The organism is Leclercia sp. AS011 (assembly GCF_037152535.1).
Lineage (GTDB): Bacteria > Pseudomonadota > Gammaproteobacteria > Enterobacterales > Enterobacteriaceae > Enterobacter.
Genome location: NZ_JBBCMA010000005.1, coordinates 146,685 through 168,327 on the forward strand (window position 1 = coordinate 146,685; position 21,643 = coordinate 168,327).

Sequence of the window (21,643 nt, forward strand, 5' to 3'; positions counted from 1 at the left end):
CAGGAAGAAAAGCGGGCATTTTAGCCGAGTGGATGAGAAAAGCAAACGATTGCTCGCAAAAATCGCAGAGAAAACCCCCTGCTTAGTGCGGCTTTTCTGTCACGCCACGGCAAAGTTCATTACACTCCTGCTCCCGATTGCGCTTAAGTCGCGCAAACGGCACAGGAAAACGCGCATGTTGATGGAGTACGTGCCATATAAGGAGCTCGCTATGATTCATCTCGATACGTTGTCGACCCTCGTTGCGGCAACGCTGGTTTTACTGCTTGGCCGTAAACTGGTTCACAGTGTCCCCCTTCTCAGAAAATACACCATCCCGGAGCCCGTCGCGGGCGGGCTGCTGGCCGCCGTTGCGCTGCTGGTGCTGAAAAAAAGCATGGGCTGGGAAATCAACTTTGATATGTCCCTGAAAGACCCGCTGATGCTGGCGTTTTTCGCCACCATCGGCCTGAACGCCAATCTCGCCAGCCTGCGGGCCGGTGGCAAAGTGCTGGGCGTCTTCTTGATTGTGGTGGTCGGGCTGCTGGTGATGCAGAACGCCATCGGTATCGGCATGGCCTCCCTGCTGGGGCTGGATCCACTGATGGGCCTGCTGGCCGGCTCCATTACGCTTTCCGGCGGACACGGGACCGGGGCGGCGTGGAGCAAGCTGTTTATCGAGCGCTATGGTTTCCAGAATGCCACCGAAGTGGCGATGGCCTGCGCCACCTTTGGCCTGGTGCTGGGAGGCCTGATCGGCGGCCCGGTGGCGCGCTATCTGGTGAAGCACTCCGCCACCCCGAACGGCTGCCCGGAAGATGAAGCGGTGCCGTCGGCGTTCGAGAAGCCGGACGTCGGGCGCATTATTACCTCCCTGGTGCTGATCGAAACCATTGCGCTGATTGCCATCTGCCTGACGGTGGGTAAGGTCATTGCGCAACTGCTGGCGGGGTCTGCCTTTGAGCTACCGACCTTTGTCTGCGTGCTGTTCGTGGGGGTGATCCTCAGCAACGGCCTGGCGCTGATGGGCTTTTATCGCGTCTTTGAACGGGCGGTATCGGTGCTGGGCAACGTCTGCCTGTCCCTGTTCCTGGCGATGGCGCTGATGAGCCTCAAGCTGTGGGAGCTGGCCTCGCTGGCGCTGCCGATGCTGGCCATTCTGGCGGTACAGACCCTGTTTATGGCGTTCTACGCGGTGTTCGTGACCTGGCGGATGATGGGTAAAAACTACGACGCAGCGGTGCTGGCGGCGGGTCACTGTGGGTTTGGTCTGGGGGCAACCCCGACGGCGATTGCCAATATGCAGGCGATCACCGAACGATTCGGGCCATCGCACATGGCGTTTCTGGTGGTGCCGATGGTGGGGGCGTTCTTTATTGATATCGTTAACGCGCTGGTGATCAAGCTGTACCTGATGCTGCCGATGTTTGGCTGATCAGGCGTTGGAGTAGCGCTCGGTCTCGGGCATCCAGCGCTCGATTAACGCTGCCGCCTGGTCGGGGTAGCGTTCATGGATATGGCGTGCCAGACGCTGAACTTCGGGGATCATCCCCTGATCGCGCAGCAAATCGGCCACTTTAAACTCGGCGTTACCGGTCTGGCGGGTGCCGAGCAGCTCGCCGGGGCCGCGGATCTCCAGATCCTGTTGCGCAATCACAAAGCCGTCGTTGCTGTCGCGCAGCACCTGCAGACGCTTCTGGGCGGTTTTCGACAGCGGGGCTTTGTAGAGCAATACGCAGTGCGAGGCCACCGCGCCACGTCCGACGCGACCCCGCAGCTGGTGGAGCTGCGCCAGGCCCAGACGCTCCGGGTTTTCGATGATCATCAGGCTGGCGTTAGGCACGTCCACCCCCACTTCAATCACCGTGGTGGCGATCAGCAGATGCAGATCGCCCTGCTTGAAGGCCTGCATCACCGCCTGCTTCTCGGCAGGCTTCATCCGGCCATGGACCAGGCCAACGTTCAGCTCCGGCAGGGCCAGCTTTAACTCTTCCCAGGTGGCTTCCGCCGCCTGGGCTTCCAGCAGATCCGACTCTTCAATCAGGGTACAGACCCAGTAGGCCTGACGCCCTTCCTGACAGGCGTTGCGCACCCGATCGATGATGTCGCTGCGGCGCGTGTCCGGAATCGCCACGGTCGTCACCGGCGTACGGCCCGGCGGCAGTTCATCGATGGTGGAGGTGTCGAGATCGGCGTAGGCGGTCATCGCCAGGGTGCGCGGGATTGGGGTGGCGGTCATGATCAGCTGGTGGGGATGGTACCCCTGCTGGAGTCCTTTTTCCCACAGCGCCAGGCGCTGATGCACGCCAAACCGGTGCTGCTCATCAATGATCACCAGCGCGAGGCCGTGGAACTGCACCTGCTCCTGGAAGATGGCGTGGGTACCGACAATCATCTGCACCTGCCCGCTGGCAATGGCGTCCTGCTGCGCCTGTCGCGCCTTGCCCTTTTGCTTTCCGGCCAGCCAGCCTACTTCAACCCCCAGCGGGGCAAACCAGCTGCGGAAGTTATTCGCGTGCTGCTCGGCCAGCAGTTCGGTCGGCGCCATCAGGGCCACCTGTCTGCCGTGGGCAATGGCGCGCAGTGCAGCCAGCGCGGCCACCAGCGTTTTACCGGAGCCGACGTCGCCCTGCACCAGACGCATCATTGGCACGTCCAGCGCCAGGTCGCGCTCGATCTCGGCGGTCACCCGAGCCTGGGCTCCGGTGGGTTTAAAGGGCAGTGAGGCCAGCAGCTTATCTTTTAATTCATCCTGGGCCGGGAGCGGCAGGGCGTGAAAACGCTGGGCACCGGCGCGCAGCGCCAGCATGCTCAGGTTATGCGCCAGCAGCTCTTCCAGAATCAGACGGCGCTGCGCCGGATGTTGCCCGCTCTCCAGATCGCTTAACTGCAATGTTGGCGGCGGGCGGTGCAGGGTGCGCAATGCCTCCGGCAGGCTCATCATTCCCTGTGCCAGCTCGGGTGGGAGCAGTTCGGCAATGGCACAGGTGTCGAGCAGCTCCAGCGCCTGATCGGTCAGCTTGCGCAGCGTCGCCTGCTTGATGCCTTCGGTGGTCGGGTAGACCGGGGTGAGCGTCTCCTGCATCTCCGGGGTGCTGAGATCGCCCTGCACGCGGTACTCCGGGTGGATCATCTCCGCGCCGTATTTCCCGCGTTTGGCTTCGCCGTAGGCCAGCACCCGACGTCCGTGAGCGAGGCTGTTTTTCATCGCCGCGCTGAAGTTAAAGAAGCGCATGGTCAGAATGCCGGAGCCGTCGCTGATCTGGCAGGTCATCATCCGGCGTCCGCCGAAGGTGATGTTGCTGTTCAGAACTTCCCCTTCCACCGTGGCATAAATGCCCGGCAGCAGGTCGCCAATCTGATAGAGCTGGGTGCGGTCTTCGTAACGCAGGGGGAGGTGCAGGAGGAGATCCTGCACGGTATGCAGGCCAATTTTTGCCAGTTTGCTGCTCTGGGCCGCGCCAACGCCCGTCAGGGAATTGAGCGGCACAGCATCCAGCAGGCGGCCTTGCATGACTACTTCGCCGCTTGCATGGTGGCCCACCACGTTGCATCGGCTTCAATTTCGCCCTGCATATTCACGTGGGGGTAAGGTAATCTTTTCTGCTTCGCCACGTTGGCCAGCACCGGATAACCGCCTTCAAACAGCAGGCGCTGCTGTTCCTCTTCCGGCAGCATGCTGTTCTCGCGTTTGTACATCCCGGCATTTTGTCGCTGGCGCTGGGCTTCATACAGAATGAGCGCGGAAGCCACGGAGACGTTGAGGGACTGCACCATGCCGATCATCGGAATGATGATGTCCTGATCCGCCAGATCTAACGCTTCCTGGGTGATCCCCGTCTTCTCCTGACCCATCAGAATGCAGGTCGGGCGGGTGTAATCAATCTCGCGGAAGTCGACGGCTTTGTCGGAAAGGTGGGTCGCCAGAATCTGCATGCCGCGCCCTTTCAGATGCGCAATAGCGTCGGCAATATTATCGTGGGCTTTAACCTGCACCCAGCTGTTGCTGCCTGCGGCAGCAGAGGCCATCGGGCGCATCCGCGTGCCCTTCCAGACGGCGTGCACTTCATGCACACCGACGGCGTCGGCGGTACGGACGATAGCAGCCACGTTATGCGGTTTATGCACCTGCTCCATGCAGACCGTCAGATCGGGCTGACGCCTGGCGAGCATCTCACAGATACGTGCATAACGTGTTGAATTCATAAAGCTAGTTTCGGTTACGGGTGACTTTGATCACGTCGGCCATCACGCGAATTTTGCGCATGATGTTCGCCAGATGCACACGGTCCCGCGCGGTCAGACGAATAAAGGCGCTGTAGACACGGCCATCTTTCTCTTCCGTATTCAGGCTATGAATGTTGGAAGAGGCCGTGTTGATTGCCGCGGTCAGGTTCGCCAGCGCACCCTGGTGGTTGAACATGTCCACCTTGATTTCGGTGATGAACTCCTGCTCGGTCTCTTTATCCCACTCAACCGCCATAAACTTCTCGGGCTCTTTCTGGTAGCCACGGATGTTACGACAGGATTCGTGATGGATAACCAGGCCCTTACCAGGGCTGACGTGGGCAATAATCGGGTCGCCCGGGATCGGTCGGCAGCATTTGGCAAAGGTGATCAATACGCCGTCGGCGCCTTTGATCGGCAGATGGCCATGGCTGGTTGATGACGGCTGCGGCACAGAGGTTTCGCCCTGCTGCAGGTTCTTCGCCACCACCACGCTCATCGCGTTACCCAGACCGATTTCCGCCAGCAGATCGTCAAGCGTGGCGAGCTTCATGCGCTCGATTTCACGCTGCACGTTCTCTTTCGGGATCTCTGCCAGCTTACGGCTACCGCCCAACGCGTGGTTGAGCAGACGACGGCCTAAGCTGACGGAGTCGTCGCGTTTGAGGTTTTTCAGCAGCTGGCGGATCTTGGCGCGGGCTTTCGAGCTCACCACAAAGTTGAGCCACGCCGCGTTCGGACGGGCGCCAGGTGCGGTAATGATTTCCACCGTCTGGCCGCTGGTCAACGGCTGTGACAGCGGGTACGGCTGGCGATCGACGCGCGCGCCCACGCAGGCATGACCGATATCGGTATGCACGGCGTAAGCAAAGTCGACCGGAGTTGCGCCAGCAGGCAGCTCGACAATGCGCCCCTCTGGCGTGAAAACGTAAATCTCATCCGGGAAGAGATCGGATTTAACGCTCTCGATAAATTCAAACGAGCTACCGGCGCTCTGTTGCAGCTCCAGCAGGCTCTGCATCCAGCGCTGGGCGCGGATTTGTGCGGTGGTGCTGCTTTCGCCACCGTGCTCTTTATAAGCCCAGTGCGCGGCAACACCCATCTCCGCCATCTGATCCATGTCTTCGGTACGAATTTGCACTTCAACGGGCACGCCGTGCGGGCCAATCATCGAGGTGTGCAGAGACTGATATCCGTTCGCTTTCGGAATGGCGATATAGTCTTTCATCCGACCCGGACGCGGTTTGTACAGGCTGTGCATCTGGCCAAGTACGCGGTAGCAGGTGTCGGCGTCGTGGACGATCACGCGAAACGCGTAGATATCCATGATCGAGTGAAAACGCTGCTCCTTGAGCACCATCTTCTGGTAAATCGAGTACAAATGCTTTTCGCGACCGCTGACGCGGCAGGGAATACCGGCTTCCTGCAAACGCCCTTCGATTTCAGAAAGGATCTTCTGAATCATCTCTTTACGGTTACCCCGTGCGGCTTTCACCACCTCTTTGATCACCCGGAAACGGTTCGGGTACAAGGCTTCAAAACCCAGCTCTTCCAGCTCGGTTTTAATGTGATGAATACCTAAACGGTGCGCCAGCGGGCTGTAAATTTCGAGGGTTTCACGGGCAATGCGACGACGTTTGTCCGGGCGCAATGAGCCCAGGGTGCGCATATTGTGGGTACGGTCAGCGAGTTTGATCAGAATGACGCGGATATCCTGCACCATCGCCATGATCATTTTGCGGAAGTTTTCGGCCTGCGCCTCTTTCTTGTCGCGGAAATTCAGCTTATCAAGCTTAGAGACCCCTTCCACCAGCTCGGCAACGCTTTTGCCAAACAGCTGTTCCATATCCTGGTAGGTGGCGGGGGTATCTTCGATCACGTCATGCAGCAGGGCGGCCATCAGCGTTTCATAGTCGAGTTTCATCTCGGCCAGAATACAGGCCACCGCTACCGGGTGCGTGATATAGGGTTCACCGCTTGAACGTGTCTGGCCCTCGTGAGCGTCACGTGCAACGAGATACGCCTGCTGGAGACGCTTAATCTGGTCTACCGGCAGGTAGGTTTGAATCAGTTGATTCAGGCTTTCAAACAGATACAAGGGCGACCCGCAGGTTTAATTAACGACGACCTTCAGCAATGGCGGTAACGGCCTGCAGTTCTGCGGCTTCCTGCTCTTGCTGCTCCTGGCGTTCACGAACATCAAGGATCTGGTTGTTGATCAGACCTTCTTCGATTTCACGCAATGCGATAACGGTAGTTTTATCGTTTTCTTCCGGTACCAGTGGATCTTTACCGCCTGACTGCATCTGACGAGCGCGACGCGCGGCGACCAGCACCAGGTCAAAACGGTTACCAATTTTCTCTACAGCGTCCTGAACAGTTACGCGTGCCATACTTAAAATGCTCCACAGATGAAGAAATGACTGGGCATGATACTGAATGTGGGTTCAGTCTGCCAACAGTTTGGTGATTAATGCGTCATGTCGCTGCTTCTGGCGGCTCATACGCAGACGTTCGGCGCGAAGGATAGTTTTGAGATCGCTCAGGGCGGCGTCAAAATCATCATTCACAATCAGGTAATCATATTCGGCGTAATGGCTCATTTCCGCAACTGCCTGGGCCATACGTTTTGCGATAACCTCTTCGCTATCCTGGCCGCGGCCACGAAGACGGCGATCCAGCTCATCTTTCGACGGCGGTAAAATAAAGATACTGCGCGACTCAGGCATTTTCTTGCGAATCTGCTGGGCGCCCTGCCAGTCGATATCCAGGAACACGTTTACGCCGGTCGACAGTACCTGCTCGATGGTTTCACGCGAGGTGCCGTAGTAATTACCGAAGACTTCCGCGTGTTCAAGAAACGCATCTCTGCCAATCATCGTTCTGAATTCGTCGTGATCGACAAAGAAATAGTGTTCACCGTGCACTTCACCCGGACGCGGCGCGCGCGTGGTGTGAGAAACCGACACCTGGGTATCGTACAACGGTTGGGTTTTTAACAGTGCCTGAATCAGGCTGGATTTACCCGCGCCACTAGGGGCAGAAACAATATAAAGCGTGCCTTGAGCCATGAGAGTCTTTTGTATGTGTTAGCGAAGAAAGTCCTACATACGGGCTTATTATACACGTCGCCGCTTCGTGACGTAGCCTTTGTCACACTTTTTCCGCTTCTGTGTTGATTTTTGCTCTCCCTTTTCCACTTTTCTCCGCCGTTTGCTGCAACAGAAACAAAGTCCTGATGCGGGCTCGTAAAGTCTGGTTTTGCCTGTCGCGTGGGGTGTCGCACTGCGTTATACCCTCTGGAAAACAGGGAGGAGTGACGATGTGGCGAGGGTTAGCGGTGTTGATGGGGTTCTGGAGCGGTTGCGGTCTGGCGGTATGCCCGGTCTGGTCGCCCACGCAGGCAGAGCAGGAGATCGCCCGGCTCAGCGCGCAGATCGCCCGCTGGGATAAAGCGTACTGGCAGCAGGGCGTCAGCGAGGTCAACGACGAGGTGTACGACCAACTGGCCGCGCGGCTGAAGCAGTGGCGGCACTGCTTTGGCGATGAACCGACGCCAGACGTGCTGTTACCTGCGGGCGGTTCGGTCAGGCATCCGGTCAGCCATACCGGTGTGGCGAAAGTCGCCGATAAAGCGGCACTCCGGCAGTGGATGCGATCGCGTCGTGACCTGTGGATCCAGCCCAAAGTGGACGGTGTGGCGGTGACGCTGGTCTACCGCCAGGGGGAGCTGGTACAGGCCACCAGCCGGGGCGATGGGCTGAAAGGCGAAGACTGGACGGCGAAAGTAAAGCGTATCGCCTCGGTGCCCGCAAAAGTAACGGGCCCGCTCGCCAACAGCGTGCTGCAGGGAGAGCTCTTCTTACAGCGCGACAGCCATATCCAGCAGCAGATGGGCGGCATGAATGCGCGGGCAAAAGTCGCCGGGGCGATGATGCGCCAGGATACCAGCGCCACTCTGGATCACATCGGCCTCTTTATCTGGGCCTGGCCGGACGGTCCCGCCCCGATGGGCGAGCGTCTGCAGGCGTTAACCCGGGCAGGTTTCACCCTCACCGAACCCTGGACGCACCCGATCGGTTCGGTGGATGAGGCTGAAAAAATGCGCGACCGCTGGCTAACCACGCCGCTGCCTTTTGTCACCGATGGCATTGTGATCCGCTCAGCACAGGAGCCCGCAGGCAAACGCTGGCTACCCGGGGACGGCAGTTGGGTAGTGGCGTGGAAATATGCCCCGGCGGCACGGGTCGCTGAGGTTCGGGCGATCGCCTTTACCGTGGGACGCACCGGCAGGATAGCGGTGGTCGCCACCCTCGAGCCCGTACAGCTTGATGATAAACGGGTGCAGCGCGTCAATCTGGGGTCGGTGGGTCGCTGGCAGGCACTGGATATCGCGCCGGGCGATCAGGTCCAGATCAGCCTGGCCGGACAGGGGATCCCGCGGGTGGATAAGGTCGTCTGGCGGGGGACCAGCCGACAAAAACCGGTCCCACCAGAATCGCGCTTTACGCCGCTCACCTGTTTTTATGCCTCGCCGGAATGCCACGAGCAGTTTATGGCCCGCCTGGCCTGGCTGAGTTCGAAACAAGTGCTCGATATTGAAGGGGTAGGTGAGTCGAACTGGCGGCTATTACATCAAGCCCATCAGCTGGAAAACATCTTTTCCTGGCTGGCGTGGACCAAAGAGCAGCTCCAGAACACGCCAGGCCTGAATGCCACGCGGGGCTTAACGCTATGGCATCGTTTTGAGTTTGCTCGTAAGCAGCCCTTTATTCGGTGGGTTGCTGCGCTGGGCGTTCCCATACCGAAAGCCGCAGCCAAAGCGCTTTATGAGCATTCGTGGCAGCAGTTACGCGATAAAGATGCAAAAAAGTGGCAACAACTTCCTGGCATCGGCGCGGAAAAAGCGAAAAAACTGGTCGAGTTTTTCCACGATCCCGCGGTCACGACTCTGGCTGCCTGGCTGGGCGAACAGGGCATCAGGGGATTTTAAAGGGATCCCGGTTGTGCTTTCCGCCAGGGCGTTTTTTTATCGGCTGAGTCAAAGGTATCGCGTAGCTGGCTATATTCGAAGATATGACGTCCGCCGTCCATAACCGGGAAGGCGGTTGACTTCTGGTAGCAGGTACCCAGCACTGAATGACAGTTTTCAATGCCCGTAGAGATGCCAAGCCAGTTGAGCATCAGCCAATAGTTATTTGCGGTGGACCAGTAGTCTGTAATCCATCCTAACCGTCGTTTTTGGCTGGAAAGTGCAGGCTGGCTGTACCAGATGAACTGTGGGACTTGGTAAGCCTCTTTACTGGGATTACGGGAACCATGCATATAAAGTGATTCCAGCAGCGGATTTTTTTCCAACCCGTGATCGGAAAAATAAAGCATTGAAGACGGGGTGTTTTGCAGGCGCTTAGCCACTTCGCCAATAAAGTAATCGGTATAACGAATCGCATTGTTATAGCAATCCTCATATTTATTCCCTGTATTCAGAACGCTGGCTGATGCAGGGTAGCGGTCACAGGCCATTTCATGACTGCCATTGATGTGCAAAACAATGAATTTTTTACCGGGTTTTTCCAGTGCCTCTTCAAGAGCGGGTAACAGCTCCGTATCATATTGTGTATTTACCCAACGCAACTTTTGGCTGGTGGATGCAATAGCCGCAATATAATTGTTGCTCTTTCCTGAGCTCCCCTGCGCACTGATCCATTCCGTGTAGTAGCCTGTTTTTCGGGCAATATTCACAATATTGTCGGCGAGTTTGTCGATAGTGAAATTATCCGGGTCGGCCTGACTGAGAATCATCGGGACTGCGAGCACTGTGGCTGATGCTGGGGCAATGGCATTCGTAAAGATCAGCGCGTTCTTTTTAAACGATGACTCGACAGGCGTGGTTTCCTGGTTGAAACCATAAAGCTGCATATTGCTGCGGCGCGCGGATTCACCGACGATCACCACGTAGTTTTCAATGCCGGTCTGGTGGTATTGCAGGGCAGGGTAATGCACATTTTGCTGACTGATTTTTTCCGCCAATGCACTATCCCGGTAAGCGATAATAAATTCCGAACCGGTGTAAAATGGCGTATTCGTCAGGATCCGCGAACTTAACGGATAATAGACCTCCAGGTCTTTGCGCTGTTTCAGCCAGTTTGCGGTGGAATACCAGCCCATGTAGCCAACCAGTAACACCATACTGATAGTTTTTGCCCGATCCGACAGATTTTCGCTCAGCGACTTAATGGCATACCAGGTGATAAAAAAATAGGCCATGATAACGGGAAGACTACTGATATAGAGTCCCGACATGCTTTTAGCTTCAGCAATATGGGTTGCCAGAATGCTCATGGCAAAAACGGTGTTAAATTCGCTCTGGTAAACATTCCAGGTATTGAACGCAAACGCAAAATTGAGCGTCAAAAAAACAGTAAGAATGAAGGCAATAATTTTACCAGGAATGTAGCGATAGATAGCCGCCGCGCTAAGCAACAAAAGACTATTACAAATCGCAATACGCACCATAAAACGAGCAGGTTGCGTAAAGTACACTGGCCATATTTGTAACAATACAGAGATCAGCAGCAAGATTAAAAAATGGCTGCTGATTTTTTTATCTATGATGAGGACGGAGGCTTTAGCAAATGACATCAGTTCTCAGTATATTTTTCAAAGTGATTGCAGAACGGTATTGTATTCGCTTTTCGATATATTTTAAGTCTGCAAAAGTGCTTTTTATTGTGCATATACCGGATATCCCTGCGTCCAAAATTTAGTGCGAATCGTGTGTGTAATGAAAAACGGGTAACCCAAGTTTTAAGCGCAGCGCCAGCATACGCAGGCTGAAACCAGTGAGTAGCGTTGCGATCACGATGAGATCGTTGTTCGATACATAATGCTGCAATGTGATGTACAGCAAGGCTGAAGCGAATGAGATCCCGGCGTAAAGCTCCTTCTGGAAAACCAGCGGAATACGTTTACAAAACATATCGCGCAAAACGCCGCCAAATACGCCAGTCACCACGGCGGCGATAGACGCTATGATCGGACCTTCCCCCATATCCAGCGCAATCTGCGCACCAATAATAGAGAACACGATCAGGCCTAACGCGTCCAGTACCAGAAACAGACGCCGGAGGTAGGGCATCACAGGGGCGAAAATAGTCGTGAGCACAGCAGCAACAGCCACAATTACCACATACTCAGGGTGTTTGACCCAGCCGAGGGGATAGTGCCCTAGCAACATATCGCGAACAGAGCCCCCGCCGAGCGCCGTTGCGGTGGCGATGATGATGACACCGAACGTATCCATACGACGACGTCCAGCCGCCAGCGCACCGGTCATCGCTTCGGCCGTAATACCAATCAGATAGAGAATGTGTAAAAGCATTGTTGCCCCCAAATAAAACGTCGGCAGAGTAGCCTTTTGAGGAGCAGATCACGATTGAGTTTTTCTAAGGCGAAGGTTTTTAGCTTAGTTTAGCTAATCCATTCACTGCATTTTTATCAACGTAGAAAAGACAATTGTTATATAACGATGGTTTATAGCATGAGAAAAAGTAATGGGTAGCTCAAGCTGAGCTACCCGGGATGATTATTCGATGTTCTGAATCTGCTCGCGCATTTGTTCAATCAGCACCTTCAGCTCAATCGCAGAATTGGTGACGTCGGCATTGATCGATTTCGATGCCAGGGTGTTCGATTCGCGGTTGAACTCCTGCATCATAAAGTCGAGACGGCGGCCTACGGCCTCTTTCTTCTTCAGAATGTTGTAGGTCTCTTTGACGTGCGCTTCCAGGCGATCCAGCTCTTCGGAAACATCGATACGCTGGGCCATCAGCACCAGTTCTTGCTCGAGACGGTTATTCTCCAGCTGAACTTCGGCATCTTCCAGTTTGGCAACCAGACGCTCACGCTGCCACTGCAGGATCTCCGGCATATGGGAACGCACTTTCACCACTTCGCCGCTCACGCCTTCCAGACGCTGCTCGATCAGCGCCTTCAGCGCCTGACCTTCGGTTTCACGGGCCACGATGAAATCGTCCAGCGTACCGTCCAGCGCCGCCAGGATTTCAGCGGTAATCGCATCCAGATCCTGTTCGCCAGCCGCCATCACTCCAGGCCAGCGCAGAATGTCTACCGGATTGATTTCGCCTTCGTCGCTCTGCATCTTGACCCAGTTAGCGGCGTTCACCAGCTGCTTAGCCAGTTTTTCGTTGAGGATCAGCTCCCCTTGCGCACTCGCATCAGGCTCAAAACGCAGGTTGCACTCAATCTTTCCGCGCGTCAGGCGAGCACGGATACGCTCACGAACCACAGGCTCAAGACTGCGGAACTGCTCCGGCAGACGGAAATAGGTTTCAAGATAGCGTTGGTTTACCGAGCGCATTTCCCAGGTCGCGCTGCCCCAGCTACCCTTGATTTCACGGCGGGCGTAGGCGGTCATACTGCGGATCATAGACATTTCCGTTTTTAAGGAGAGATGGGGGGATTATAGCTTTCGGGGCTTTCTCAGGATAGGAATAAGCGCGTTTAATCCGTATAATGCGCAGCCACATTCGTTTCAAGCCGGAGATATCATCATGCGTCCATCAGGTCGTAGCGCCAACCAGGTGCGCCCCGTCACCCTGACCCGTAACTATACAAAACACGCTGAAGGCTCTGTGCTTGTTGAATTTGGTGACACCAAAGTGCTGTGCACCGCTTCCATTGAAGAGGGCGTGCCGCGTTTCCTGAAAGGCCAGGGTCAGGGCTGGATCACTGCCGAATACGGCATGCTGCCACGCTCTACCCACACCCGTAACGCCCGCGAAGCAGCGAAGGGTAAACAGGGTGGCCGCACCATGGAGATCCAGCGTCTGATCGCCCGTGCGCTGCGCGCTGCGGTTGATCTGAAAACGCTGGGCGAATTCACCATCACCCTGGACTGCGACGTGATCCAGGCGGACGGCGGTACGCGTACTGCCTCCATTACCGGTGCCTGCGTGGCGCTGGCCGATGCCCTGAACAAACTGGTCGCGGCCGGTAAGCTGAAAGCTAACCCGCTGAAAGGCATGGTTGCAGCGGTATCCGTTGGGATCGTCAATGGCGAAGCACTGTGCGATCTGGAGTACGTTGAAGACTCCGCGGCAGAGACCGACATGAACGTGGTGATGACCGAAGACGGTCGTATCATTGAGGTGCAGGGCACGGCAGAAGGTGAGCCCTTTACCCATGAAGAGCTTCTCGCGCTCCTGGCGCTAGCCCGGGAGGGGATCGAATCTATCGTAACGACGCAGAAGGCGGCGTTAGAAAATTAATTTTAAAGGCGACTGATGAGTCGCCTTTTTTTTGTCCGTAGAAAAGCAAAGTCAGATGAGGAGTAAACCCATGAAACCCTATCAGCGCCAGTTTATTGAGTTTGCGCTTAGCAAGCAGGTACTTAAGTTTGGCGAATTTACGCTGAAATCCGGGCGCAAGAGCCCCTATTTCTTTAACGCCGGGCTGTTTAATACCGGGCGCGATCTGGCACTGTTAGGCCGCTTCTATGCCGAAGCGCTGGTTGATTCCGGGATCGAATTCGACCTGCTGTTTGGCCCGGCGTACAAAGGTATTCCGATTGCCACCACCACCGCGGTGGCGCTGGCAGAGCACCACGATCGTGACGTGCCGTACTGCTTTAACCGTAAAGAGGCCAAAACCCACGGTGAAGGGGGCAATCTGGTGGGCAGCGCGCTGCAAGGCCGGGTCATGCTGGTGGACGATGTGATCACCGCGGGCACCGCCATTCGTGAATCGATGGAGATTATCCAGGCCCACAACGCGACGCTGGCGGGTGTGCTGATCTCGCTGGACCGCCAGGAGCGCGGACGTGGCGACATCTCTGCCATTCAGGAAGTGGAGCGCGACTACAGCTGCAAAGTAACGTCGATCATCACCCTGAAAGACCTGATTGCCTATCTGGAAGAGAAGCCGGAGATGGCAGAGAGCCTGGCGGCGGTACGTGCATATCGCGAAGAGTTTGGCGTGTAAATGAATTGCCCGGTGACGCTGCGCTTACCGGGCCTGCATTGTTATTGCAACTGGGCCGCCACTAACGGCCAGCGGGCGTCAAAATCGTCCGTTGGACGATATTTGAATTCACTGCGCACAAAGCGGGAGAGCATCCCCTCACAGAAGGCCAGCACCTGCCCGGCAAGCAGTGATTCATCAATGCTGTAACCCTCGCCTTCACGCATCTTCTTTTCGCGCAATACCTGGCGCAGCTGCGCTTCAATACGTTCGAAAAGCTGATTAATGCGCCCCTGCAGCCTGTCCTGTTCAAACATCAGCGCGTGGCCGGTCAGGATACGGGTTAAACCCGGATTGCGCTCGCCAAAACCGAGGATCAGCTGAACAATCAGACGCAGCCGTGCGGTGGTGTCTTTTTCATCCTTCAGAATCAGGTTGATGCGGGTGATCAGGCTGTCTTCGATAAACTCGATCAGGCTGTCGAACATCCGCGTTTTGCTGGGGAAATGACGGTACAGCGCCGCTTCCGACACGCCCACAGAGGCGGCCAGTTTCGCGGTGGTGATGCGTTGACTGCCATCGCTGGATTCAAGCATCAGAGCCAGAGATTGAAGTATTTCTTCGCGACGATTCCTTTTCGCTGTTTGTTTTTCTGCCATGTTGCAAAATACCCCTGAAAATAAGCACTTGTCAGGCTGACATCCACACAACGACCGCAAACGTCTGTTTGCGGTGTGTTAATACGTTATTAGATTGTGGGATGCGTTTAGCCGGGTTTATTTACGCCCGGAATGGCCAAAGCCGCCTTCGCCGCGATCGGTGGCGTCGAAGTCTTCTACCAGATTAAATTCAGCCTGTACCACCGGGACGAACACCATCTGGGCGACACGCTCGCCGGGTTGAATGGTGAAGCTGTCCTGGCCACGGTTCCAGACGGAGACCATCAGCTGACCCTGATAGTCAGAATCGATCAGGCCCACCAGGTTGCCCAGCACGATGCCATGCTTATGACCAAGGCCAGAACGCGGCAGGATCACCGCCGCCAGAGAGGCATCGGCAATGTGGATGGCAAGACCGGTCGGCAGCAGCGTAGTGGCGCCCGGTGCCAGCTCTACGGCGTCGTCGAGGCAGGCACGCAGATCAAGACCAGCAGAGCCGGAAGTGGCATAGGTCGGCAGCGGGAATTCCTGACCAACGCGCGGGTCCAGAATCTTAACGTCGATTTTTTTCATCATAACGGGTAACGATCTCGTCCAGTAATAGTTGGCCCAGGAGTTCCTTGCGCTCAAGCGGTAAGACTTTCTCTCCATCCTGCCAGAATAGGTGCAATGCGTTGCTATCGCTGTTAAATCCTTGGGTGGCCAGCGATACGTCGTTCGCGCAAATCAAATCGAGGTTTTTGCGGGTACGTTTTTGCCGGGCATATTCTTCCACATTATTCGTTTCAGCGGCAAACCCAACAACGTAAGGTCGACGATCTTTTAGTGCGGCGACACCGGCAACGATATCCGGGTTTTTCACCATTTTTATTGTGATTTCATCGCCTTGCTTTTTAATTTTCTCATCCGCGACGGCGGCTGCGCGGTAGTCTGCCACGGCGGCACAGCCAATAAAAATCTGCTGCTGTTGCGCCTGCGCCTGAACCGCTGCTTCCATCTCCAGCGCGGTCGTGACGTCGATACGTTGCACCCGCGGTGGCGTCGGCAGCGATACCGGGCCGCTGACCAGCGTGACCCTGGCGCCGCGCTGTGCGGCGGCGGCGGCAATGGCAAAGCCCATCTTGCCGGAGCTTTGGTTAGTGATATAGCGCACCGGATCCAACGGTTCGCGCGTCGGGCCCGCGGTAATCATGATGCTGAGATGTTGCAGATCGTTGACAGGTGAAAAATGGCCAGCGGCCAGATCCACAATCGCCAGCGGATCCAGCATGCGGCCCGGGCCGACATCGCCACAGGCCTGGCTGCCGCTGTCTGGCCCCCAGATCAGCAGGCCACGAGAGGCCAGCGTCGCCAGATTATGCTGGGTGGCCGCATTGCGGTACATCTGCTGGTTCATGGCAGGCACCACGGCGACGGGGGACGGGGTGGCGAGGCAGATGGTGGAGACCAGATCGTTGGCCATGCCGGCAGCCACGCGGGCGATGAGATCGGCAGTGGCCGGGGCGAGGATGACTAAATCTGCCCACTTACCCAGCTCGATATGCCCCATCGCCGCTTCTGCTGCCGGATCGAGCAGGCTGTCCGACACCGGGTAGCCCGACACGGCCTGCAGGCTCAATGGCGTAATGAACGCTTTGCCCCCTTCGGTTATTGCCACCCGCACGTCCGCGCCGCGCTCACGCAAACGGCGCACCAGTTCCGGCGCTTTATAGGCTGCAATGCCGCCGCTGACGCCGAGAACGATTTTTTTACCGGCCAGGCTCATCATGATTCTTTCCTGTTGGGTTCACCTGAGAGGGGGGCATTTTATCACAATCCGAAATGCATCGGGATGGTGTCCATCCGCCACTTTGCGAGGCGTTACGCAAGACCAGAAATCCGTCATCGTGAGGTGTCCGGGTCTGTGGCAGCATAGCCTGACCAGCAAGGAGGAGAGAGTATGGACACATCATCCCCGCAGTTGCCGCGGGAAAAAATGCTCGCTGAGGGCGCGACGACGCTGACGGACGATGAGCTGCTGGCGCTGTTCCTGCGAACCGGCACGCGAAGTAAAAGCGTTTTCACGCTATCGAAAGACCTGTTGCAGCATTTCGGCTCTCTGCATGGCTTGCTGAGCGCCGAGTTGCCAGCCTTCAGGCGGGTGGACGGGATCGGTATTGCAACCTTCGCCCAGCTCAGGGGAATTGCAGAGCTTGCCCGTCGTTACTACTGCTCGGGCATAAGACGAGAAAGTCCGCTGGAGAACCCGGAGATGACCCGGGAATTTGTGCGCAGCCAGCTGGCGGAAGAGGAGCGAGAGATTTTTATGGTGATTTTCCTCGATAATCAAAACCGGGTGCTGAAACATTCCCGGTTATTTTCGGGGACCCTGAGTCATGTGGAGGTGCATCCACGAGAAATTGTACGCGAAGCGATAAAAGTGAATGCCGCTGGCGTGATCCTCGCGCATAATCACCCCTCAGGGCGCGCCGAACCGAGCAAAGCCGACAGAGACGTGACCGCACGCATCATGAAATGCTGTCAATTCATGGACATTCGTGTTCTTGATCATCTGGTGATAGGTCGTGGAGAGTACGTTTCGTTTGCAGAACGTGGATGGATTTAAGCCATTTCTCGCGATCCATCGGGATCTTTGTCTGTTCGGGACTTGAGCACATCCTCGAGTCAGCGTATACTACGCCACCTTTGAGAATCTCGGGTTTGGCAATTGGGCCTGGCAATCGATGGTTCACTTAGAACTGCGATGACCGGGCTGTAAAGCCTGACGAGGCGCCGATACCCCATACGAAGCTCGAGCTAATTTGATTTTTGGAGAATAGACATGTCCCGAGTCTGCCAAGTTACTGGCAAGCGTCCGGTGACCGGTAACAACCGTTCCCACGCACTGAACGCGACTAAACGCCGTTTCCTGCCGAACCTGCACTCTCACCGTTTCTGGGTTGAGAGCGAGAAGCGTTTTGTCACCCTGCGTGTATCTGCTAAAGGTATGCGTGTTATTGATAAGAAAGGCATCGATACAGTTCTGTCCGAACTGCGTGCCCGTGGCGAAAAGTACTAAGTACTTAAAGAGGAACTAAATCATGGCTAAAGGTATTCGCGAGAAAATCAAGCTGGTTTCTTCTGCTGGTACAGGTCACTTCTACACCACCACGAAGAACAAACGTACTAAGCCGGAAAAACTGGAACTGAAAAAGTTCGATCCAGTTGTACGCCAGCACGTACTGTACAAAGAAGCTAAAATTAAATAATTTTAGACTCCTTGTACTGAAAAACCCCGCATCTGCGGGGTTTTTTGCATTCTGCATCTCAACGGAGGAACCATGCCTGAATTACCTGAGGTAGAGACCAGCCGCCGTGGCATTGAGCCTCACCTGGTCGGTGCGACCATTCTTCATGCTGTTGTCCGTAACGGTCGTCTGCGCTGGCCGGTATCTGATGAGATCCACGCCCTGAGCGATAAACCCGTCCTCAGCGTACAGCGTCGCGCGAAGTACCTGCTGCTGGAGCTGCCGGATGGCTGGATCATCATCCACCTGGGGATGTCCGGGAGCCTGCGCATTCTCAGCGAAGAGCTGCCTGCGGAAAAGCACGACCACGTCGATCTGGTGATGAGTAACGGCAAAGTGCTGCGCTATACCGATCCCCGCCGCTTTGGCGCCTGGCTGTGGACGAAGGAGCTGGAAGGGCATAACGTGCTCGCGCACCTGGGGCCGGAGCCGCTCTCGGATGATTTTGATGCGGAGTACCTGAAGGCGAAGTGCGCGAAGAAGAAAAGCCCGATTAAACCCTGGCTGATGGACAACAAGCTGGTGGTCGGCGTCGGTAACATCTACGCCAGTGAATCGCTGTTCGCCGCCGGGATCCATCCCGATCGCCTGGCCTCCTCCCTCTCTGCACAAGAGTGCGAGCTGCTGGTGAGGGTGATTAAAGCGGTGCTGCTGCGTTCGATTGAGCAGGGCGGAACCACCCTGAAGGACTTCCTGCAGAGCGACGGCAAGCCGGGCTACTTTGCTCAGGAGCTACAGGTCTATGGCCGTAAAGATGAGCCATGTCGGGTCTGCGGTGCGCCAATAGTGGCGACGAAGCACGCTCAGCGCGCCACCTTCTACTGTCGTCAGTGCCAGAAGTGATGTGTTGTAGGCCGGGCAAGCGCAGCGCCGCCCGGCGAAAAGGCAGGAGCTACTTCAGCTTGTCCATCAACGCCTGATGCACCACGGCAGGCAGGAAATGGGTGACATCACCCGCGTGGCGCGCCACCTCTTTCACCAGCGAAGAGGAGATAAACGACCACTCTTTGGAGGGCATCAGGAAGACGCTCTCCAGCTCGGGCATCAGATGGCGGTTCATGTGCGCCAGCTGCATCTCATATTCAAAATCGGCTACCGCACGCAGGCCGCGAATCAGGATATTGGCCTGCTGAGCGCGGGCAAAGTTCGCCATCAGGTCGCTAAAGCCCACCACGTCCACATTGGGCAGGTGCGCGGTAGCGGCTTTTGCCAGGGCCACCCGCTCCTCAAGGTCGAACAGCGGCTTTTTGCTGGGGCTGGCGGCAATCGCCAGAATCACCGTATCAAACATGCTGGCCGCACGGGTGACGATGTCAATGTGACCGTTGGTGATGGGATCGAAGGTACCCGGATAGATCGCTTTTGTGCTCATGGCTCACGCTTTCTCTGAGTAGCCGCGGTTCAGCGCCCACAGCTCGGTGTATTTATTAAAAGTATACTGAGCGTTAACCACCGCCAGTAACCAGCCCTGTTTACCGTCCAGCACGCCGCCACGCAGCACCAGCGTCTTCAGGAACGCTCCGACGGTGTGGCTGAAGATACCCGCCAGCGAGGTAGTCTTACCGCGCTGATGGCGCTCCTGAGCCCAGGCCGTGGCGTAGTTAAGCTGTTTGCGCTGGAAGCTGGCGAAATCACGGCAGGTGAGGTGCAGCAGATCGCCCTCGAGGGCAACCACGTGCGCGCCGTCGCAGGCCAGGGATTCATGCACCAGGTTATCGTTGTACTGATAGCGCGTGCGTGGGTACAGGCGCATCACGCGATCGGGATACCAGCCGCTGTGGCGCATAAAGCGACCCAGGAAGTAGTTGCGCCGGGCGATGCTGTAGACGGTATCAGGCTGAGGTGCTTCCAGCACGCGCTGGATGGCCTGTTGCAGCTCTGGCGTGACGCGCTCGTCGGTGTCGATCATCAGCACATACTCGCCGGTGGCGAACTGCTGCGCGCGCTGGCGCTGAATGCCGTAACCCTGCCAGTCGGTATTGATATGGACCTGCACCCCGGCCGCGCGGGCGACCTCGAGGGTGGCGTCGTTACTACCGGAATCGAGCAGGACGATCTCATCGGCCCAGGCCACGGAAGCGAGGCAATCCGGCAGCAGGTCTGCGGCGTTTTTGGCGATCATCACCACCGACAGACGCGCAGACATTAATGGCTCCGCACGGGCAGGTAAGGTTGCAGCAGTTGCAGCAGGCGGGTCAATGCCCCCTGATTCTGATGCAGCACTTCGACAGCGTGACGGCCATACCACAGACGATAGTCTTCGTCGGTCAGCAGGGTCGACACTTCCTTCACGATGGAATTCGCATCGGTGACCGTAATCAGCCCGTCAGCCTGCTGCAGTTTGGCGCAGATATCTTTGAAGTTGAAGGTATGCGGCCCCATCAGCACAGGAATGGCGTGTGCTGCCGGCTCAAGCGGGTTATGCCCGCCGCGCTCCACGAGACTCCCGCCAACAAAGGCCAGGTCGGCAATGCCGTACAGCAACATCAGCTCACCCATGGTATCGCCAATCACCACCTGGGTGCCGGAGGAGGGGATTTCACCGCTGCTGCGCATAATGAAGCTGAACCCGCCTTTCTGCACCATGTCACGGGCATCTTTAAAACGCTCAGGATGACGTGGCACCAGAATTAACAGCAGATCCGGGAAGCTTTCCAGAAGCTGGCGATGCGCCTGGAGGATAATCTCTTCTTCGCCGTCGTGGGTGCTGGTGGCGATCCACACCTTACGGCGCGGTGCCCACTGGCGACGCAGGGTAATCGCTCTGGCTGCCAGTTCCGGGGTCACCGAAATATCAAACTTCAGGCTGCCGGTGACCGCCAGCTGGTTGCGCTTCAGGCCCAGCGACAGGAATCGCGCGCCGTCTTCTTCATTCTGGGCGGCAATCAGGGTGATTTTACTCAGCAGGCGGCGCATAAATTTGCCCAGCTTGCCATACCCCTTCGCAGATCGTTCCGACAGGCGGGCGTTAGCCACCACCAGGGGAATTTTACGACTGTGCAGGGCGGAAATCATATTTGGCCACAGTTCCGTTTCCATCACGATCACCAGCTTGGGACGCACGGTGTTGAGGAAACGGTTCATGGCGCAGGGTAAATCGTAAGGCAGATAGACGTGATGCACATCTTTGCCAAAAGCGGACATGGCGCGTTCGGAGCCGGTTGGCGTCATGGTGGTGACGGTGATCGGCAGCGACGGATAACGGTGACGCAGGGCGCGGACCAGCGGAATAGCCGCCAGCGTTTCGCCCACGGACACGGAGTGGAGCAGGATACCGTCCGGCGCAACTTTGTTGCGGCAGAAACCATAGCGTTCAGCCCAGCGTTTACGGTAGGCGGGCGCTTTACGGCTACGTAGCAGCAGTCGTAGCCACACCAGTGGCTGAATAATGTAGAGCAGAGCGGTATACAACAATTCCAAGCGATTATCCGTTTTTTCAGTTTCGGCGGGCAAATTCTAAGCATTTAGGCCGTTTAAAGCTATCCCTTTGCGCTTTTGCTCAGCCATTTG

At 56.6% G+C, this 21,643-nt stretch carries 22 protein-coding genes; 8 read left to right on the top strand and 14 right to left on the bottom strand.

The features are described 5' to 3' along the window. The first annotated feature begins 211 nt into the window (after positions 1–211). A complete protein-coding gene (gltS, locus tag WFO70_RS18200; protein WP_337018132.1) occupies positions 212–1,414 on the top strand; it encodes a sodium/glutamate symporter in 1,203 nt (400 codons plus the stop codon). On the opposite strand, the gene recG is transcribed toward gltS, so the two are convergent. The 5 genes from recG to gmk are packed head-to-tail and all read right to left on the bottom strand — an operon-like array spanning position 1,415 to position 7,277. Beyond that, the gene (recG, locus tag WFO70_RS18205) at positions 1,415–3,493 is read right to left on the bottom strand and encodes an ATP-dependent DNA helicase RecG (protein WP_337018134.1); all 2,079 of its coding nucleotides are present in this window, start codon (positions 3,491–3,493) and stop codon (positions 1,415–1,417) included. A 2-nt stretch (positions 3,494–3,495) separates the two neighbouring features. Next, a complete protein-coding gene (gene trmH, locus WFO70_RS18210) occupies positions 3,496–4,185 on the bottom strand; it encodes a tRNA (guanosine(18)-2'-O)-methyltransferase TrmH (RefSeq protein ID WP_337018136.1) in 690 nt (229 codons plus the stop codon). A 4-nt stretch (positions 4,186–4,189) separates the two neighbouring features. Beyond that, entirely contained in the window at positions 4,190–6,304 is a 2,115-nt protein-coding gene (gene spoT / locus WFO70_RS18215) for a bifunctional GTP diphosphokinase/guanosine-3',5'-bis pyrophosphate 3'-pyrophosphohydrolase (protein ID WP_337018137.1), read from the bottom strand. A 19-nt stretch (positions 6,305–6,323) separates the two neighbouring features. After that, positions 6,324–6,599, bottom strand: a complete 276-nt coding sequence (rpoZ, locus tag WFO70_RS18220) for a DNA-directed RNA polymerase subunit omega (RefSeq protein ID WP_032615688.1) — start codon at positions 6,597–6,599, stop codon at positions 6,324–6,326. A gap of 54 nt (positions 6,600–6,653) precedes the next feature. After that, entirely contained in the window at positions 6,654–7,277 is a 624-nt protein-coding gene (gene gmk / locus WFO70_RS18225; protein ID WP_337018139.1) for a guanylate kinase, read from the bottom strand. A 251-nt stretch (positions 7,278–7,528) separates the two neighbouring features. On the opposite strand from gmk, the gene ligB reads away from it, so the two are divergent. Then, positions 7,529–9,199 (top strand): NAD-dependent DNA ligase LigB, encoded by a 1,671-nt coding sequence (ligB, locus tag WFO70_RS18230; RefSeq protein WP_337018140.1) that lies wholly within the window; start codon positions 7,529–7,531, stop codon positions 9,197–9,199. On the opposite strand, the gene WFO70_RS18235 is transcribed toward ligB, so the two are convergent. From WFO70_RS18235 to WFO70_RS18245, 3 genes are all read right to left on the bottom strand, one after another. Then, complete coding sequence (locus tag WFO70_RS18235; RefSeq protein ID WP_337018142.1) at positions 9,196–10,848, bottom strand: phosphoethanolamine transferase; 1,653 nt, start codon at positions 10,846–10,848, stop codon at positions 9,196–9,198. The two genes, ligB and WFO70_RS18235, sit on opposite strands and share 4 nt — an antisense overlap. A gap of 121 nt (positions 10,849–10,969) precedes the next feature. After that, complete coding sequence (locus tag WFO70_RS18240) at positions 10,970–11,587, bottom strand: trimeric intracellular cation channel family protein (protein WP_337018144.1); 618 nt, start codon at positions 11,585–11,587, stop codon at positions 10,970–10,972. 204 nt (positions 11,588–11,791) lie between these two features. Further along, the gene (locus tag WFO70_RS18245; RefSeq protein WP_337018146.1) at positions 11,792–12,655 is read right to left on the bottom strand and encodes a YicC/YloC family endoribonuclease; all 864 of its coding nucleotides are present in this window, start codon (positions 12,653–12,655) and stop codon (positions 11,792–11,794) included. A gap of 124 nt (positions 12,656–12,779) precedes the next feature. On the opposite strand from WFO70_RS18245, the gene rph reads away from it, so the two are divergent. Together rph and pyrE are read left to right on the top strand one after the other, a co-directional pair. Then, the gene (rph, locus tag WFO70_RS18250) at positions 12,780–13,496 is read left to right on the top strand and encodes a ribonuclease PH (RefSeq protein ID WP_032615700.1); all 717 of its coding nucleotides are present in this window, start codon (positions 12,780–12,782) and stop codon (positions 13,494–13,496) included. Between the two features lie 70 nt (positions 13,497–13,566). Beyond that, on the top strand, positions 13,567–14,208 hold the full coding sequence (gene pyrE / locus WFO70_RS18255) for an orotate phosphoribosyltransferase (RefSeq protein ID WP_337018148.1): 642 nt from the start codon (positions 13,567–13,569) through the stop codon (positions 14,206–14,208). 41 nt (positions 14,209–14,249) lie between these two features. Here the strand turns inward: pyrE and slmA are convergent, their stop codons facing one another. From slmA to coaBC, 3 genes are all read right to left on the bottom strand, one after another. Further along, entirely contained in the window at positions 14,250–14,846 is a 597-nt protein-coding gene (gene slmA, locus WFO70_RS18260; RefSeq protein WP_106995437.1) for a nucleoid occlusion factor SlmA, read from the bottom strand. A 117-nt stretch (positions 14,847–14,963) separates the two neighbouring features. Then, positions 14,964–15,422, bottom strand: a complete 459-nt coding sequence (gene dut / locus WFO70_RS18265; RefSeq protein ID WP_337018151.1) for a dUTP diphosphatase — start codon at positions 15,420–15,422, stop codon at positions 14,964–14,966. After that, on the bottom strand, positions 15,400–16,611 hold the full coding sequence (gene coaBC / locus WFO70_RS18270; RefSeq protein ID WP_337018291.1) for a bifunctional phosphopantothenoylcysteine decarboxylase/phosphopantothenate--cysteine ligase CoaBC: 1,212 nt from the start codon (positions 16,609–16,611) through the stop codon (positions 15,400–15,402). The genes dut and coaBC overlap by 23 nt, the downstream gene beginning before the upstream one ends. A gap of 174 nt (positions 16,612–16,785) precedes the next feature. Here coaBC and radC point away from each other — a divergent pair, with 174 nt between their 5' ends. The 4 genes from radC (at position 16,786) to mutM (ending at position 18,976) form a co-directional block, all read left to right on the top strand. Then, positions 16,786–17,451, top strand: a complete 666-nt coding sequence (radC, locus tag WFO70_RS18275; protein ID WP_337018153.1) for a RadC family protein — start codon at positions 16,786–16,788, stop codon at positions 17,449–17,451. Positions 17,452–17,667: 216 nt separating this feature from the next. Next, positions 17,668–17,904 (top strand): 50S ribosomal protein L28, encoded by a 237-nt coding sequence (gene rpmB, locus WFO70_RS18280; protein WP_002436699.1) that lies wholly within the window; start codon positions 17,668–17,670, stop codon positions 17,902–17,904. A gap of 22 nt (positions 17,905–17,926) precedes the next feature. Then, positions 17,927–18,094 carry a 50S ribosomal protein L33 gene (rpmG, locus tag WFO70_RS18285; protein WP_003024094.1) on the top strand — a complete coding sequence of 56 codons (168 nt, stop codon included), beginning with the start codon at positions 17,927–17,929 and terminating at the stop codon, positions 18,092–18,094. Between the two features lie 72 nt (positions 18,095–18,166). Further along, a complete protein-coding gene (mutM, locus tag WFO70_RS18290) occupies positions 18,167–18,976 on the top strand; it encodes a bifunctional DNA-formamidopyrimidine glycosylase/DNA-(apurinic or apyrimidinic site) lyase (protein WP_333852679.1) in 810 nt (269 codons plus the stop codon). Positions 18,977–19,025: 49 nt separating this feature from the next. Here mutM and coaD read toward each other — a convergent pair whose 3' ends face one another. The 3 genes from coaD to waaA are packed head-to-tail and all read right to left on the bottom strand — an operon-like array spanning position 19,026 to position 21,553. Beyond that, the gene (gene coaD, locus WFO70_RS18295; protein ID WP_077226466.1) at positions 19,026–19,505 is read right to left on the bottom strand and encodes a pantetheine-phosphate adenylyltransferase; all 480 of its coding nucleotides are present in this window, start codon (positions 19,503–19,505) and stop codon (positions 19,026–19,028) included. Positions 19,506–19,508: 3 nt separating this feature from the next. Then, positions 19,509–20,279, bottom strand: coding sequence for a glycosyltransferase family 2 protein (locus WFO70_RS18300; protein ID WP_337018156.1), 771 nt, complete (start codon positions 20,277–20,279; stop codon positions 19,509–19,511). Continuing rightward, positions 20,279–21,553, bottom strand: a complete 1,275-nt coding sequence (gene waaA, locus WFO70_RS18305) for a lipid IV(A) 3-deoxy-D-manno-octulosonic acid transferase (RefSeq protein ID WP_337018157.1) — start codon at positions 21,551–21,553, stop codon at positions 20,279–20,281. The genes WFO70_RS18300 and waaA overlap by 1 nt, the downstream gene beginning before the upstream one ends. Positions 21,554–21,643 lie beyond the last annotated feature (90 nt).

Coding starts and splice junctions, on each gene's coding strand:
- gltS (WP_337018132.1), top strand. CDS start 212: ATGATTCATCTCGATACGTTGTCGACCCTCGTTGCGGCAACGCTGGTT.
- recG (WP_337018134.1), bottom strand. CDS start 3,493: ATGCAAGGCCGCCTGCTGGATGCTGTGCCGCTCAATTCCCTGACGGGC.
- trmH (WP_337018136.1), bottom strand. CDS start 4,185: ATGAATTCAACACGTTATGCACGTATCTGTGAGATGCTCGCCAGGCGT.
- rpoZ (WP_032615688.1), bottom strand. CDS start 6,599: ATGGCACGCGTAACTGTTCAGGACGCTGTAGAGAAAATTGGTAACCGT.
- gmk (WP_337018139.1), bottom strand. CDS start 7,277: ATGGCTCAAGGCACGCTTTATATTGTTTCTGCCCCTAGTGGCGCGGGT.
- ligB (WP_337018140.1), top strand. CDS start 7,529: ATGTGGCGAGGGTTAGCGGTGTTGATGGGGTTCTGGAGCGGTTGCGGT.
- WFO70_RS18235 (WP_337018142.1), bottom strand. CDS start 10,848: ATGTCATTTGCTAAAGCCTCCGTCCTCATCATAGATAAAAAAATCAGC.
- WFO70_RS18240 (WP_337018144.1), bottom strand. CDS start 11,587: ATGCTTTTACACATTCTCTATCTGATTGGTATTACGGCCGAAGCGATG.
- WFO70_RS18245 (WP_337018146.1), bottom strand. CDS start 12,655: ATGATCCGCAGTATGACCGCCTACGCCCGCCGTGAAATCAAGGGTAGC.
- rph (WP_032615700.1), top strand. CDS start 12,780: ATGCGTCCATCAGGTCGTAGCGCCAACCAGGTGCGCCCCGTCACCCTG.
- pyrE (WP_337018148.1), top strand. CDS start 13,567: ATGAAACCCTATCAGCGCCAGTTTATTGAGTTTGCGCTTAGCAAGCAG.
- slmA (WP_106995437.1), bottom strand. CDS start 14,846: ATGGCAGAAAAACAAACAGCGAAAAGGAATCGTCGCGAAGAAATACTT.
- dut (WP_337018151.1), bottom strand. CDS start 15,422: ATGATGAAAAAAATCGACGTTAAGATTCTGGACCCGCGCGTTGGTCAG.
- coaBC (WP_337018291.1), bottom strand. CDS start 16,611: ATGAGCCTGGCCGGTAAAAAAATCGTTCTCGGCGTCAGCGGCGGCATT.
- radC (WP_337018153.1), top strand. CDS start 16,786: ATGGACACATCATCCCCGCAGTTGCCGCGGGAAAAAATGCTCGCTGAG.
- rpmB (WP_002436699.1), top strand. CDS start 17,668: ATGTCCCGAGTCTGCCAAGTTACTGGCAAGCGTCCGGTGACCGGTAAC.
- rpmG (WP_003024094.1), top strand. CDS start 17,927: ATGGCTAAAGGTATTCGCGAGAAAATCAAGCTGGTTTCTTCTGCTGGT.
- mutM (WP_333852679.1), top strand. CDS start 18,167: ATGCCTGAATTACCTGAGGTAGAGACCAGCCGCCGTGGCATTGAGCCT.
- coaD (WP_077226466.1), bottom strand. CDS start 19,505: ATGAGCACAAAAGCGATCTATCCGGGTACCTTCGATCCCATCACCAAC.
- WFO70_RS18300 (WP_337018156.1), bottom strand. CDS start 20,279: ATGTCTGCGCGTCTGTCGGTGGTGATGATCGCCAAAAACGCCGCAGAC.